This window comes from Lyngbya sp. CCY1209 (assembly GCF_055795065.1).
In genome coordinates, this window is the sequence record NZ_JAYFER010000210.1 from 14,756 (window position 1) to 28,938 (window position 14,183).

The following is a 14,183-nucleotide window of genomic DNA, read 5'->3' on the forward strand; positions in this document are numbered from 1 at the left end:
CCTCTTCTAGCAGCGCTATATTTTATTGTACCCGTTCCCAATATTGGGTCGGGGCGCAAGACGCAGCACCCCGACAATTCCGACACCCGATCAAATTAATCCCAATAATCGCGCCGCGATCGCTTGATTTTAGGGACGGCGACGCTGAAATCCGTCGGGGCGACGGGTTCGATATCGGGATCGACGCCCCCCACCTGGTTGGTGCGGAGTATCCACACCGACGCCCCCAGTTGCAGGAAAATCATCGCCACCTCGTCGTGAACCAAGCGGGGGAGGAGGGTACGCCAACTCGCGATCGCTTTCATCAAGGTATCTTTGGGCGTTTCCACCGGAAAATCCCCCAACCTCGGGGCGTTGTACCGCCAGTCCGGGCGCACTTTCCCCGTCGGCGTCAGGTGGTGTTCCAGGGTTTTCACCAAATCAGCTAACAATTGGAAGCGCTGGGTTTGTTCGTGGGTGGGATGTTCCCGCATCCATTTGACGATCAGGGGATTGAGTTCAAATTGGGCCATCATCCGCTTCAGAGAGGTGTAGAGGGCTTGGCTGGAGTCCTGAGAGCAGGAGTTGATCGGGCTGACGAAGGTGGTCCCCGTGCCGTCCCCGACCCGGTAGCGGGCTGCCATCACATCCAATTCCCGCACCACCCAACTCAGGGGGGAGAATTGGATGCCGTCGAAGTCGTAATCTTCGGTGAGGGGGCTAAATTTAATTAGGGTTTCGCACAGGGGGCGGACTCCCATCCATCCCCACTGGCGATCGCCCGCATAGCGCTCCCAGGCGTTGGTTCCGGAAGTAATGCCGTCGCCGTTGTGGGTGTAGATCTGGCGGTATTCCATCGCGAACCGCAGTTCGTCGGTGAGGGGGTCCCGGACCACCCGGGCAATGCCGAAGGCGAAGTGGCCGAAGTAGATTCCCATCGAGGCGAATTCCGCCTTCTTCCCGCCGATGCCCCCGTACAGGTGCATCATCAGGGCGCGATCGCCCTCTTTCCACTCCGAAATAGCCGTCTGATTTTTGATCTCTTCCGAAGGTTCGGCGTTCGGATACAGCAGGACGGTTTTGATCTGACCTTTTTCTTCTTTTAATTTGTCCCAGTAGTGGTGATTGAGATAATCCAAACCGGGTTTGATGCCGTAGATGACCCGTTCGGGGCAGACGGCCAGCAGTCCCCGGGGCGCGATCGCCTGCACCGTAAATCGACCCTGGCGGTTTCTCGCCCCGTAGATGTACCATCCCGCTTCGTTGGCGGGGGATGTTTCCAATTCTCGGTTGCTGGAGGAATACACCCCGTTCCCATTGGGAAGTACGGAGGGGATGTAGACGATCTCCTCGTCGCCGTCGAAAGCGCGGGTTTGGCGGTTGTAGTGCCGGACCTTAAACAGGTCGCCGCCCAAGTTTTGGCCGATGGTGACGATGCCGTAAAATTTCGCCGAAATCTGGATCGGATCGCGTCGGATGTATAAAGTCGGGTGTTCCGACTCCGCATCTTCCACCGCCACCGGGTCGGGGAGGGCCACCAACATATCGTCTTCCGGTCGGGCGCCCGCCAGGGACTCCAGGGGGCCGACATCGGGCCGGCCGTCGAGGCGGTGGGGGTGAATTTTCCCCTGCCGTTGGCTGACCCGGGCCTGGTCGGAAAAATTGACATCCACCGTCACCAGTTTGGCGTAGGCCCGCACGTCCGGATCGGGACTCCAGCGCAGTTTCGCCACCTGTCCGACGCGGTGTCGGTGGGCGTGGTCGGCGTGGTGGATCTCGAACCACACCCCGTCCCCGGTTTGGCGGTCGTCCGGGGCGGGCAAAATTAAACGTCCCACCCAGGGGGCGATCGCCCGGTAGCGGTCCGGATTGATTTTCTGTTCGAGGGGGAAGTAGCCGACTTGGTTGAATAGGGCCTGTTTGTAGCGATCGTAATTGCTGACGGTGATAAATTTCTCCGGATCTAACCCCGTCGATTCCCAATCCCGCCGCAGGATGCCGCTCATAATTTGCACGGTCTGTTTGACGTGGGTGCGTCCGTCGGGCAAGACGTCTTCTCCCATCGGCCCGCCGTCCATATTGTGACCCACCGGCCCGAGAGAAATCAAGGCGATCCGGCCCCGCCGTTTGGCGCGGTTCCAGTTGGAGAGGACGGCGATCGGCCAGCGCCCCCAAAACATGATCGGGCCGATTTTTTCGACGGTATCCTTCTCGCCGACGAGGTGGTAGAGTCGTTCGACTTCCATCGCCCCGGTGTTGCCGCTGATCACCCCGGCCAGGGAAATGACCTCGATGGGGGCGCGGATGTTGTATTTCAGGAAGCTGACGGCCCCCATCGACATTTGGCCGCCGCCGCTGTAGCCGAGGAGGGTGATGGGTTTGCCGCTGCCGAGGGGGTAGCCGAAGCCGATCAGGTTGTCGTAGAGGACTTGGGCGAGACTCTGGTTTTGGATCGGGCCGTAGCGGGGATCGGCGGCGATCGCGACGGCCACGACGTTGCGGAGGTTGACGACAAAGCCGATGGGGTTGGCGGGATTTTTGGCCGTCAGGGATTCGATGATCCGCCACATGAACGCCATCGGGCCGCTTTCGTCGAGGGGTTTGTTGGCGACGGTGTAGGGCATGATGCCCTTGACGAGCAGAACGTCGGGGGGGAGGCTTTCGGCTAGGCGGTCGAGCAGATTTTCGACTTCGGGCAGGTATTGAGAATAGCCCTGGTTGATGCCGTCGAGATAGAGGACGTAGCGGGAGACGCTGGTGGGGTCGGCGACTTCCCGGACGGGGGTCCCGGTGTATTCGAGGTTGCGATCGCCGTACCATCCGGCCCACCAACTCAGGGATTCTAACGGGGTGAGGAGGATGGAGACGAACAGGGCGATGAAACTGATGGTCGTCAGGTCGATGACCAATTTCAGGGTGCGGCCGAGGGCGTTGTACCAATTGCCGTACCAGGTGGGGGATTGGGAGGAGATCAGGACGAAGACGAAAAAGGCGACCAGGGCGATCGCGATCAATTTTAGCGCCCGGTTGCGCTTGCGGATCTCCGGGGTGGGGGGTGTGGTGGCGTCGAGGAGGACTTCGTTGCCCACGTCGTCGAGGTTTTCAAAGTTGCCTTCCATCACCATCTGTTTGAGTTCCCGGCGATCGGTGATGACTCGGGTTCCGGCGGCCAAATTCATCATTCCCTGACCCAGGGCCATGATGGGACGGCCGATGGTGCGTTGCAGGGCTTGCAGCACCACCCACCCCAACCCGACACAGGAAAAGGCGGCCCAGGTGTCCAAATTGGCGATCGCTCTGATGGCGGTCACTTCAGCCAATAACGACCAGATGGATAAAAATACGCCGATGGGGATGCCGAAATAGGGCAAACCCATCAGAAATCGAAATATTTGGGGGGCGTAGCTCAATCCCAACGTGGTGAGGGTGCTGCGGGCGTTCAATCCCGCGTCGAAAAAGGTATTGCCGACAAACCAGATGCTCAACGCCCAAAACCAAAAGGTGAAGGCGAATAAAATCGTCGCCATCCCCAGGCTGAGGATGAAGCGGAAGGGTCTGACGCGGTTGATGAAGAGGACGATACACTGGCCGATCGCCTGGGACAGGCCCGCCACCAACACCACCGTTAGGGCTAGGGTTCGGCCGTCGGGAAAATTGCCAATTTCGAGAAAGGCGTCTGGATTCAGGGACACGGCGCCGGAAATCAAGTCCCACCCGTTCTCAAATGCTGTTTCCATAGTCATTCCCTCCAGAAAGAAGATGCGATCGGCGGTGAGGAGTCGCCCCCAGCTTGCCAACGAAACCATTATCAGACAATTTGCCCCAAATTATCATATGTCCGGCAACAGATCGCCAAAAAACCCGGTTTCCGACAGGTGACAATCGACAATTATCAATTATCAATTGTCAATTGTCAGTTCTTTCCGCCCCTTGCCCTTGCCATATAGACCCCGATGGGATATGGTTGAGCCTATTCTTTTTCAACAATAGGTGTTTGACCGTGGTTCCCATCCACGACGACAATCCCATCCAAATCGATCCGTGGGTCACGAAAATTTTGATCGCCGTCAATATCGTCGTCTTCGCGATCGAAGTGGTGGTAGCCACCCAACCGGAACAACTCGAACAATTCTTCCACGCCTGGGCCTTCGTCCCCTGTCACCTCACCGATACCTGTCCCCCCACCATCCCGGCGTCAACTTTCAACAACCCCGTCTGGCTGACGCTGATCACCTCCCAATTCCTGCACGGCGGCATCGGCCACATCGCCGGAAATATGTTGTACCTGTCTATTTTCGGGAACAACGTCGAGGAATGTTTGGGTCACATTAAGTTTTTGATTTTCTACATCGCCTGCGGCGTCCTCGCCGCCCTGGCCCAAGGGTTTTTCTCCCCGACTTCCGTGATACCCACCCTCGGCGCCAGCGGTGCGATCGCGGGTGTTTTGGGCGCCTATTTGATCCGATTTCCCCGCGCCAAACTCTTAATCCTGCCCTTTTTTCCCCTCCCCATCCCCATCCGAATTCCGGCTTTTTTCTTTCTGGTTTTCTGGTTTATTCTCCAATTTGTCAACGGCGTCGCCAGTTTCAACCTGCAAATTTCCACCGGAGAAGAAGTCGGCGGCGTCGCCTACTGGGCCCACGCCGGAGGATTTATCTTCGGCGCCTTCCTCGGTTCCATGATGGGTTTGTTTACTTCGCCACAGCGGCGGAGAAGGGAGTAGGGAGTCGGGAGTCGGGAGTCGGGAATAGGGAATAGGGAACTTTTCAGTCCCCCAAATTGACACAATCAACTCCCCAATATATTGATGCTATCTGGGGGTACGAAAACCTTGATTTTTTGACGGAGTTGATAGCGATCGATGTCGTCTCGGTGCCAATTTTGGAGTCGCACGGTGAGGCGGCAGTTTTCCGTCAATTTCACCTGATAGCGGGTGTCGGTTCCGATGTAAATCCGTTCTTCCACGGTTCCCGGCCAGCCTTCGATGTTGGCGTAATTTCCGGGATATAAGGTGACTTTTTCCGGCCGGATGGTCAGCGTCACCACCTGTCCGACGGAGAGATTTTCCGGGGTGGCGACTCGGACGGGTAAATGTTCGTCTACGAGGACGATCGCACCCTCTTCGTCCGTATCCACAACCCGTCCGGTCAAAAAATTGCTCTCCCCGATAAAGTCGGCGACAAATCGGGTTTTCGGATACTCGTAAATCTCCACTGGAGTGCCCACCTGCAGCACTTCTCCCCCGTTCATGACGGCGATGCGATCGGACATGGTCATCGCCTCTTCTTGGTCGTGGGTGACGTAAATAAACGTAATTCCCACCCGCTGCTGCATCTGTTTGAGTTCGAGTTGCATCTGTTTCCGCAACTTCAGATCCAGGGCTCCGAGGGGTTCGTCAAATAGTAGCACTTCCGGCTCCTTTACCAAAGCCCGGGCCAAAGCCACCCGCTGCTGTTGTCCGCCGGAGAGTTGGCGGGGACGCCGATCGCCCATTTCGGTCAATTGTACCAGATCCAGCACCTTCGCCACGCGATCGCGGATCTGTGCGGAGGGCAGATTTTCCATCTCCAGTCCGAAGGCGACATTTTCCCGGACCGTGAGGTGGGGAAATAGGGCATAATTTTGAAAGACCGTATTGACCGGGCGGTGAAACGGGGGGCGATCGCGCATCGGTTGGCCGTGGATGTAAATCTCCCCGCCGGTGGGCAATTCAAACCCCGCGACCATTCGCAACGTGGTGGTTTTTCCGCAGCCGGACGGCCCGAGGAGGGAAAAAAATTCCCCCTCCCGCACCTGCAAATTAACAGAATTAACCGCCATCACCTCTCGGTTTTTCCCTCCCCGAAAGGATTTACAAATATTGACCAGTTCGACCGCATCTTTCATGAAATTAACAATTAATAATTAATAATTTTTGATTGTGGGTTGGATATCATGTCCGCTCAAACCATTAGAATTCCCGGTTTTCCTTGTCCCTCCTGAAACCGCTTCAAACTTTTGCCGATTGCCGATTGCCGATTGCCTTTTCTAGAACGATTGCGTAAGTATTAAAACGGACTTGATCTGATTTCGACAGCGAACTTAGGAGCCGACGGCTAATTTAACCTCCGTCCAGGCTTCATCGTAGAGGAGGGTCGCCTCTTTGACGTCTTGCAGGTATTTGAGTTTTGCAAAGACTTCCGGCGGCGGGTAGATGGCGGGGTTTTCTAGGTTTTCCGGCTTGATTAACTTTTGGGCGATCGCGGTTTTGTTGGGGGAACCGTAGTTGATAAAATTGGAGATTTTTGCCCCGATTTCCGGTTGTAAAATAAAGTTGATAAACTCTGTCGCCGTCTCCGGGTGAGGCGCATCTTTTGGGATCGCCATATTGTCCATGCCGATGATCGTCCCTTCTTTGGGGATAGAATAGCGCAATTTCGGGTTTTCTGCCATCACCTGGAAGATATCGCCGCTGTATTCCATCGCCAGGTTGACTTCCCCCTGGTTGAGCAAGGTTTGTCCGGTGTCGGGGACAAAGGCGGCGATATTGTCGCGATTTTCGATGATCAAATCTCGGGCGGCGGCAATTTCGTCCGGGTTGGTGGTATTGGGATCGTATCCCAAATACATCAAAATCGCCCCCATCGTATGTCTCATGTCATCTAAAAGGGCAACTTTGCCTTTAAACTTCGGGTCGAATAATTGTTGCCAACTGTCGATTTCTGCACCCGTTTCGTCCCAATTGTAGCCGAGGCCCAACGTCACCCACTGATAGGGGACGCTGTATTGATTTTTGGGGTCGTAGGGGGGGTTTAAAAATTGTGGTTCGACATGGGTGAGATTGGTGATTTTCGACAAATCGACGGGTTCCAACATCCCTTGTTCGATCATGATTTTAACCATGTAGTCCGACGGGAAAATTACGTCGTAGCCCGGATTTCCGGCCTGTAGTTTGGCATAGAGACTTTCGTTGCTGTCGTAGGTGTCGTAGTTGACTTTGACATTGTATTGTTGTTCAAATTGGGCGATCGCGTCCGGGTCGATGTAGGTGGACCAGTTATAGAGGTTGAGAACCTTGTCGCCGCCGCTTCCCGTCTGCGAACCGTCGGGACTGCCGGCCGTACATCCAAAGGGCAGAATCGCACCGATTAAAAAAAGTAAGATCAATGTCAATAGTCGCTTCATATCAAGTCCGTTTTAATACTTACGCAATCGTTCTAGAAAAGGCAATCGGCAATCGGCAATCGGCAATAGGTAAGAGGTAAGAGGTAAGAGGTAAGAGGTAAGAGGTAATCGGCAATCGGCAATCGGCAAAAGTTTTAAGCTGCTTCAGAAGATGGCGAAACGCAGGAATCATAACTGTTTGAGCGGACCTGATATCATGGGTTGTTATTGTTATCGATATAGCAGTTATCAATCGGATCAGGTACATCCGGTTTGCCAGGGAGTCAGTTTTGGAGAATCGGGAGCAGAAGGATAAAAAATTAATGATCAATTGTCAACGATCAATTGTCAATTGTCAATGGTCAATGGTCAATGGTCAATTGTCAATTCTTCCCCCGAACTGTAGGGAAGATAATACCAGAATCAGGGAAACCGAGAGCATCAAGGTGGAAATGGCATTGATGGCGGGGGTGACTGAGAGTTTGATCATCCCGTAGACGAACAGCGGCAGGGTGGTGGATCCGACGCCGGAGGTAAAAAATGTGACCACGAAATCGTCCAGGGAGAGGGTGAATGCCAGGAGGCTCGCACTGAGAATCCCGGGCCAGAGCAGGGGGAGGGTGACGCGGCGGAAGGCTTTCCACTGATTTGCCCCCAAGTCCAGGGCGGCTTCTTCCAAACTGGGGTCGAGGTCGGCGACCCGCGATCGCACGGTGATGGCGACGAAGGAAATGCTAAACGTGACGTGGCCGACGATGACGGACGGCAGGCCCAACGTCAGGCGGATTCCGGTCAGGTTTTCGACGATGCGAAATGTCAGGGTCAGAAACACCAGCAGGGAGATTCCCAGGGTGATTTCCGGAATCACGATCGGCAAAAACAGCAATCCTTCCAGGAAGCGATCGCCCGGAAAGCGGTGGCGTTCGAGTCCCAAGGCGACGGCGGTCCCCAACACGGTGGCGATCGCACTCGATACCGTCGCGACGATCAGGCTGTTGGATAAGGCTTCCCAGACTCCCGCCGTGGAGATATCCGCCGTTTCCCCCGCCATCGCCCCGAACAGACTGCGATACCAGTCCAGGGTGAATCCCGTCCAGACGGCGTTGAAGCGGGAGGCGTTGAAGGAATAGACCACCAAAATCAGGATGGGCAAGTACAAAAACGCGAATCCGAGGGCGACATTCGCCCACAGTCCGGTTTTTCCGACAGAACGAATTAGTAAGTCACGATTGGTCACAATTGATACAAATTTATGCCGGCGATCGGATGGCTTCCAATCTGGATAGTTCTTTCATCCTACTGCGATCGGTACAATTTTTTGAAGCTCTCAAATTGGAAACACCGCCGGGGGCAACTTTTTCATCCCCACTCCGTGTCCGGCGTCACAGACTCCAACCGTCAAAGGCCCCACAACAGAGATTGAAATCACTCGTCCTCGCAGAAAAACCGGAGTTTCAACAGGTTTATCGGGCGCAAATACCGCGTTTCATCTACCTTAGTGATTCCCGGGCCTACATTCTCCACGGAAGCGATCGCACCCATCCGGGGGGTGCGGGCGGAGGATGGGAGCCAATTTGTTTTTCAGATCATAAAAAAGGGAGATTGCCGTTTCAAAATTGATCTTTTAAAATATAGCGTAATTCAAATGTTGCATAATTGTCTTCGCATCTACCTAGTTGATCAGTGAGGAGCCGGGGCGGTCATGACAGGCCGGCCCCGCCCGTCGCTTCACCGATTGATCGGAACCGTCGGAATCGACCCGTCTGAGGACGATCAATTGAGAACTCTCACCATCAGTCCAGTCCGGTCACCAAAAATCTATTTTTGGAGAAAAAAATGCTAGTTTTTAACCTGATGTTACGCGGATATGTCGCGATCGCGATTTTGACCTTTGCCTATTTGTTTCGCGGATTTTGGCGCGATCGCTCCACCGCAAAAACCGACGCCTCCTCCTGGCAAGTGTTGGGGATAGCCTCCCTCTTTTGGCCGGTCGTCCTGCCCTTATCATACTTGGAGCGGCAGGTCAACAGTCCCGCCTCGAAACTGGAAATTTACGAAGGGCAAGTGCATCCCGACTGGGGCGGGCGATCGCTCCCCGAATGTCCGCAATGGGACGACCATCAAGTATCTTGAGCCTCGGAAACCATCAGTCGGAATCGGGATTTAGACCGGCTGGGCGAAAATAAATCGATACCGGAATCAACACCAAAATCATCAACAAAATTGAGAGCGCGGAACCGAAGGGCCAGTTCCGCGCCTGCAGGAATTGATTTTGGATCACATTGCCCACCATCACCGTTTTAGCACCCCCCAAAATATCCGGGGTGATAAACGCCCCCAAAGCGGGAATAAACACTAAAATCGAGCCGGCGACGATGCCCCGCACCGTCAGGGGAAAGACCACGCGCCGGAGGGTGCGGAGGTCGTTGGCTCCCAAATCTTGGGCGGCTTCGACGAGGGAAAAGTCGAACCGTTCTAAGGTTGCGTAAAGGGGCAAAATCATGAAGGGGAGGTAGCCGTAAATTAAACCCACCGTGACAGCAAAGGGTGTGAATAAGAGATCGAGGGGTTCGTCGATGAGGTGGAGGGTTTGCCAGAGAGTATTGATGAGGCCTTCATCTCGCAAAATGACGATCCAGGCGTAGGTGCGGATCAGAAAATTCGTCCAAAATGGCAGTATCGCCAAGATCAATAAAACGTTTCGCCAGCGGGGGGGGCGGGTGGCGATAAAGAAGGCGAGGGGATAGCCGATCGCCAGACAAATGACGGTGGTCAGCGCGGCCAATTGCAGCGATCGCCAAAACACTCCCAGATAGATCGGATTGAGCAAACGGCGGTAGTTGTCGGCGGTGAACGCCCAAATCACGCCCCCGTAGGTGCCCCGCTGTAAAAAGCTGTAAAGGAGCACGATCGCCAGGGGAAGCAGGAAAAAAAGCGCCAGCCAGAGACTCGCCGGCAGGATGAGAATCGCCGGAGTTTTGACATCGCGAACGTCGCGGGAAGAAGGATGAGAATCGCGGGGTTTCCAAACGGTCATAACCGAATCAAAATGGGACTTTTGGGGGAAGGAAAATGGCGGGCGATCGCGCCAGGATGGAAGGGTCGCCCGTTGACATTGGAGATGCGATCGATGATACGCCGAATTTTCGCTGGGGTCACGCTCTTGGGGTTGCCCCTGGCCGTGACCATCATAACCCCAAATCCGACGTCGGAGCCCACGCTGCAACCGATCCGGTTGGAATCCGTTGGTGTCGAAGATGCTCGGCGATGAGGGTCGGGAGTCGGGAATTTTAGATTGTAGGGGCGCCTGGCTTGCGCCCTAATTTTAGATTTCCCGATGCGGGAAGAGTCCGGAATTTTTGAATGCGTGACTTTTGACTTTTGACTTTCCCGGCTTGATCTGTCCCCACAGATCGGCTATGATTCGACAGAAATTCGATCGAGCCGTCTAAAATTCGGAGTATTAAATTAAGGTGCAGACGCTTCACCTTCCCGAATCCAACCATCCCCTGGTCAAATCCTTGTCTCACCATACCGACCAGGAATTGCTGACCCTGTTTCAAAATCATCCGGATCGGGGTCGATACTTTACCGTCATTTTCTGCCGCTATGCCCTGATCGTCTATACGCTGATCTGCCATTCGGTGAAATCCCCCGTGCAGGCGGACTATTTATTCGCCCTCACCTGGCGCCACATCTTTTATGAAATGCGGGGGTTGAACCTGCGGGAAGCCGAGATGGCGGACGGGGGCGCCACCCTGCAAAATTGGATTATCAACGTCAGCGCCATCTGCATCAACCGCTCCGAACTGCCGCCGGTGGAGTCGATCCATTATTCCCTTCCGGACAGTCCGCCGCCCCTGTGGTGCTACGTCGGCCAGGTGTTGGACCAGATGGAGCCGCTGTTGCGGTTGACGGTGCTGATGGCCCAGACGTTCCATTGGAGCGAAACCCGCATCGCCGCCTACCTGCAGGCCGAAGGGGAGGCTATTTCTCCGAGGGAGGTGCGGGAGCTGTTGGAGCGGGGATATCGGATTTTGGAGACGACCCTGCCGCGGGACATTCGCGCCATTTATCTCGGCGAAGCGATGGCGGAGGCGGCACCGGACGAGGGAAACGCGGAAAATGCTTCGGCGTTGACTTGAAGCGCGATCGGATCGCAACGGGGTGAGGAGCAAGGATGGGATGGGGATCAATTTAAAAAGACGGTCCCCTGTTCGTTGATATTCAGAGATTTGGTATCGAAATCGAGATCGTCGGTGACATCGAACCGAACTTCCAAAACGCCGTTCTCAACCGCCCGGGGGCGCACCAGCAGCAACCCGGCATCCCCCCGCTGGTAGGTCAAGTTGAGGGGAATCGGCAGTCTCTCCAGGACGGCTTCCGACTGTTGGCCGAGTATCCGCTGTCTCGTCCCCCCCACCACTTGGTATTCGACGACAGTATTGGTGGAATTGACGAGCCGGAGCGTGACCCGACCGTTAACGGGGGAAACTCGGGCGCTGGGGAGGGGAAATTGGGGCGGCGGTTCTTCCGTATCTTCCACGGGCCGATCGCCCGGTTGGAATGGGCTCGCGGGAGCGGACGGCGTGGCACCTTCGGCGCCTTCCTCCACTTCCACCGGCTTCCCCGCCGGTTCCTGGATGGCGGGTTTGCCCTGTTGGGGGGGCGGGCCTCCCGCCCGGGCGATCGCGCCACCGGTCAGAAGGACGATGCCGAATAGGAGGCTGAAAAATCCGAGCCGAGTACGGGTGGGATGCTTGGGGTCAATCATAAACAATCTCCTCAAGGTGGGAAACCCCGCGATCGGGGTGATCACCGATTTTTACACCAGACCCCCCCAGTTTACGCCAGATTTGTGGGTAACCAATCCCCGCGAAGACAGCGACGGGGCTTTCTAGCCCTAACCTGTGATCGGGGGAATGCGGGGGGGCGGAGGAAGGCAAGATGGGAAGAATCTAAAATCTAAAATTTCCGCCGCCAGACCCGGATCGTCCCGGCCCGATCGCCGCTGACGAGGCAAGTTGGGGCGATGGCGACGGAATTGATGCCGGCCGGATGGCGATCGAGGGTGCGAAGGGGTGCGACGGGTTCTCCCACCTGCAACTCGGCGTCCACGGGCCAAATGCTGATGCTGCCATCCCCACATCCGGCGACGAGGGTCTGACCGTCGGGGGCGAATGCGATCGCCTCCACCGAAGCGGACGCCCCCTCCAACGTCGCCAACTCCCGCCCCAACTCCAGCCACCAGAGGCGGATCAAGCGATCGCACCCCCCGCTGGCCAGAATCAAGCCGTCGGGGCGGAACGCCACGGAGAGGACGGGCAAGGTGTGGCCCAACAATATCGCCCGGTTCGCGTCGGTTTCCACCTCCCAAAGTCCCACCGTACCGTCCCCGCTGCCGCTGGCCAGCAACGCGCCGTCCGGGCTAAATTCGAGGGACCAGATGGGAAACTGGTGGGCGACGAGGGGCGGGCGGGTTTGTTCCGCCGCCAGATCCCAGCGTTCGATCGCCCCGTCCGAACACCCCGCCGCCAACTCTCGCCCGTCGGGACTCACGGCCACGGAACAGACGGAAAGGCTCGATTCCAGGCTCAAAACCCGGGCTTTTCGTTCCCGGAGATCGACGAGCACCATGTGGCGATCGCACCCCACCGCCACCCATTCGCCGTCCGGGGAAAACGCCGCCGCCGAGGCCGTTCCGGGCAATTTGGACAGGGCGAGGCTCGGTTCAAATCGCCCGTCCCGCATCTCCCAGATGCCGATCTGTCCGCCGCCGGCCACCAAAAAGCGACCGTCCGGACTGAGACTGAGGGCTTTGACCTCTCCGGCGGCCCAGTCCAACGTTTGCGTCCATTCCCAGATCGGGGGTTCGGATTCAAAATTCTGGCTCATCTTCCTCCAACGATTCCACCCACAGATTGCGAAGATGCCGTCCCCGATCTAAAAATGCTTCGCACCGCTTCAGGTCTTCCGTGGCGACGGAAAATTGCTCGAACACTTCTGCCAAAGACAGTTGACCGGACTCGATCGCCGCGATCGCCGATTCCACCCGATTCACCGTGGTTTCATAATCCCAGGTTTCGGACTCGTTCACGATAACCTCCGATACGTTTGGAAGCCCCCGTGCTTTAGCCGGGGGAGGAAAAACGAACGTGCGGCTTTAGCCGCCGTCAATCTTATGACTCTTTCAGGCATACGAATAACCATCCTTTCTATGAATTGATTTGCAGTATTTATGGCTGATGCCTGCCACTCTTCCAGCAGTCGTGGCAATGTCAAAACTGCCTGATGCACGACAGAGAACCCGTCCCACATAGGAACCAACTTTCTTTCCTGTCGTAACGGTTGCTTTGACAATATCGCCCGTCTGAAATCCTTTGTGGATTTGCACTCGTGACCGATGGCGGGTCGGAAACCCATATTTATTAGTGCCGCACATTTGGCGTGTTCCATGCCCCTTCGCCGCAATTAGCAACGGCTTCGCGGTCAACAGGTCTAACGAATCAACTTGCCCCACGCACGCGGCATCCAGCCAATGGGCTTTGGGCAGATCTAACCGAGTCCGGTTGAACTTGGTTTGCCCACCCGTTCCGGTGGCTACTGGTAAGCCAGTCTCTTTCAGTGCATGGAACAATGCCCAGCGGGTTGAATTAACCGCTGCTGCATCTTTAAGCGGTGACTTTGCCTGCCTGAGAACCCGACTCAGTAAATCAGGCTTGCCTGATAAAAAGTCCCGAACATCCTGATTTCCCTTCGCTTGGTTGCAAGGTTTGCAGGCAAGGCAAAGATTTGAAACGCGGTCGGAGCCACCCTTTGAGCGGGCAAGAATATGCTCGACTTCTAACGGTACATTCTCAGCACCACAGTATGAACATTTCCGTTCCCATTTCTCTAGAAGGTATTCTCGGACTTCGTAGCCCTGCAATTCGCCTTGCTGATACTCAACCCCAGACACCTCGGGGTTCTGTATCTTTTGCATATCAATTAGGGGTCGAGAGAGAAGTCACCTTCTCCCCCTCCCATTCAAAACCGTGCATGAGACTTTCACCTCACACGGC

The 14,183-nt window shown here is 55.8% G+C and carries 11 protein-coding genes and 1 pseudogene; 3 read left to right on the top strand and 9 right to left on the bottom strand.

Going from position 1 to position 14,183, the window contains the following annotated elements; translation table 11 throughout:
- Nucleotides 1–95 precede the first annotated feature (95 nt).
- Nucleotides 96–3,785, bottom strand: a complete 3,690-nt coding sequence (locus AC0QHF_RS04175) for a peptidase (RefSeq protein ID WP_324702927.1) — start codon at nucleotides 3,783–3,785, stop codon at nucleotides 96–98.
- 194 nt (nucleotides 3,786–3,979) lie between these two features.
- Here AC0QHF_RS04175 and AC0QHF_RS04180 point away from each other — a divergent pair, with 194 nt between their 5' ends.
- A complete protein-coding gene (locus AC0QHF_RS04180) occupies nucleotides 3,980–4,702 on the top strand; it encodes a rhomboid family intramembrane serine protease (RefSeq protein ID WP_324702928.1) in 723 nt (240 codons plus the stop codon).
- A gap of 65 nt (nucleotides 4,703–4,767) precedes the next feature.
- Here the strand turns inward: AC0QHF_RS04180 and AC0QHF_RS04185 are convergent, their stop codons facing one another.
- The 3 genes from AC0QHF_RS04185 to AC0QHF_RS04195 all read right to left on the bottom strand — a co-directional run bounded on the left by AC0QHF_RS04185 (nucleotide 4,768) and on the right by AC0QHF_RS04195 (nucleotide 8,359).
- Nucleotides 4,768–5,865: an ABC transporter ATP-binding protein gene (locus tag AC0QHF_RS04185; RefSeq protein ID WP_324702929.1), complete on the bottom strand. Its 1,098-nt coding sequence runs from the start codon at nucleotides 5,863–5,865 to the stop codon at nucleotides 4,768–4,770.
- A gap of 195 nt (nucleotides 5,866–6,060) precedes the next feature.
- A complete protein-coding gene (locus AC0QHF_RS04190) occupies nucleotides 6,061–7,143 on the bottom strand; it encodes an ABC transporter substrate-binding protein (protein WP_324702930.1) in 1,083 nt (360 codons plus the stop codon).
- Between the two features lie 355 nt (nucleotides 7,144–7,498).
- Nucleotides 7,499–8,359 carry an ABC transporter permease gene (locus AC0QHF_RS04195; protein ID WP_324702931.1) on the bottom strand — a complete coding sequence of 287 codons (861 nt, stop codon included), beginning with the start codon at nucleotides 8,357–8,359 and terminating at the stop codon, nucleotides 7,499–7,501.
- Between the two features lie 599 nt (nucleotides 8,360–8,958).
- Here AC0QHF_RS04195 and AC0QHF_RS04200 point away from each other — a divergent pair.
- Nucleotides 8,959–9,255: a hypothetical protein gene (locus AC0QHF_RS04200; RefSeq protein ID WP_324702932.1), complete on the top strand. Its 297-nt coding sequence runs from the start codon at nucleotides 8,959–8,961 to the stop codon at nucleotides 9,253–9,255.
- Nucleotides 9,256–9,268: 13 nt separating this feature from the next.
- Here AC0QHF_RS04200 and AC0QHF_RS04205 read toward each other — a convergent pair whose 3' ends face one another.
- Nucleotides 9,269–10,159 carry an ABC transporter permease gene (locus AC0QHF_RS04205; protein ID WP_324702933.1) on the bottom strand — a complete coding sequence of 297 codons (891 nt, stop codon included), beginning with the start codon at nucleotides 10,157–10,159 and terminating at the stop codon, nucleotides 9,269–9,271.
- Nucleotides 10,160–10,595: 436 nt separating this feature from the next.
- Here AC0QHF_RS04205 and AC0QHF_RS04210 point away from each other — a divergent pair, with 436 nt between their 5' ends.
- Nucleotides 10,596–11,267, top strand: a complete 672-nt coding sequence (locus AC0QHF_RS04210) for a sigma-70 family RNA polymerase sigma factor (RefSeq protein ID WP_324702934.1) — start codon at nucleotides 10,596–10,598, stop codon at nucleotides 11,265–11,267.
- Nucleotides 11,268–11,314: 47 nt separating this feature from the next.
- On the opposite strand, the gene AC0QHF_RS04215 is transcribed toward AC0QHF_RS04210, so the two are convergent.
- The 4 genes and pseudogenes from AC0QHF_RS04215 to iscB all read right to left on the bottom strand — a co-directional run.
- Nucleotides 11,315–11,896, bottom strand: coding sequence for a hypothetical protein (locus AC0QHF_RS04215; RefSeq protein ID WP_324702935.1), 582 nt, complete (start codon nucleotides 11,894–11,896; stop codon nucleotides 11,315–11,317).
- Nucleotides 11,897–12,087: 191 nt separating this feature from the next.
- Nucleotides 12,088–13,017 (bottom strand): WD40 repeat domain-containing protein, encoded by a 930-nt coding sequence (locus AC0QHF_RS04220; RefSeq protein WP_324702936.1) that lies wholly within the window; start codon nucleotides 13,015–13,017, stop codon nucleotides 12,088–12,090.
- Nucleotides 13,001–13,219, bottom strand: a complete 219-nt coding sequence (locus tag AC0QHF_RS04225; protein ID WP_324702937.1) for an exodeoxyribonuclease VII small subunit — start codon at nucleotides 13,217–13,219, stop codon at nucleotides 13,001–13,003. The genes AC0QHF_RS04220 and AC0QHF_RS04225 overlap by 17 nt, the downstream gene beginning before the upstream one ends.
- A 93-nt stretch (nucleotides 13,220–13,312) precedes the next feature.
- Nucleotides 13,313–14,107, bottom strand: a pseudogene (gene iscB / locus AC0QHF_RS04230) (RNA-guided endonuclease IscB); the annotation flags it as partial.
- Between the last annotated feature and the right edge of the window lie 76 nt (nucleotides 14,108–14,183).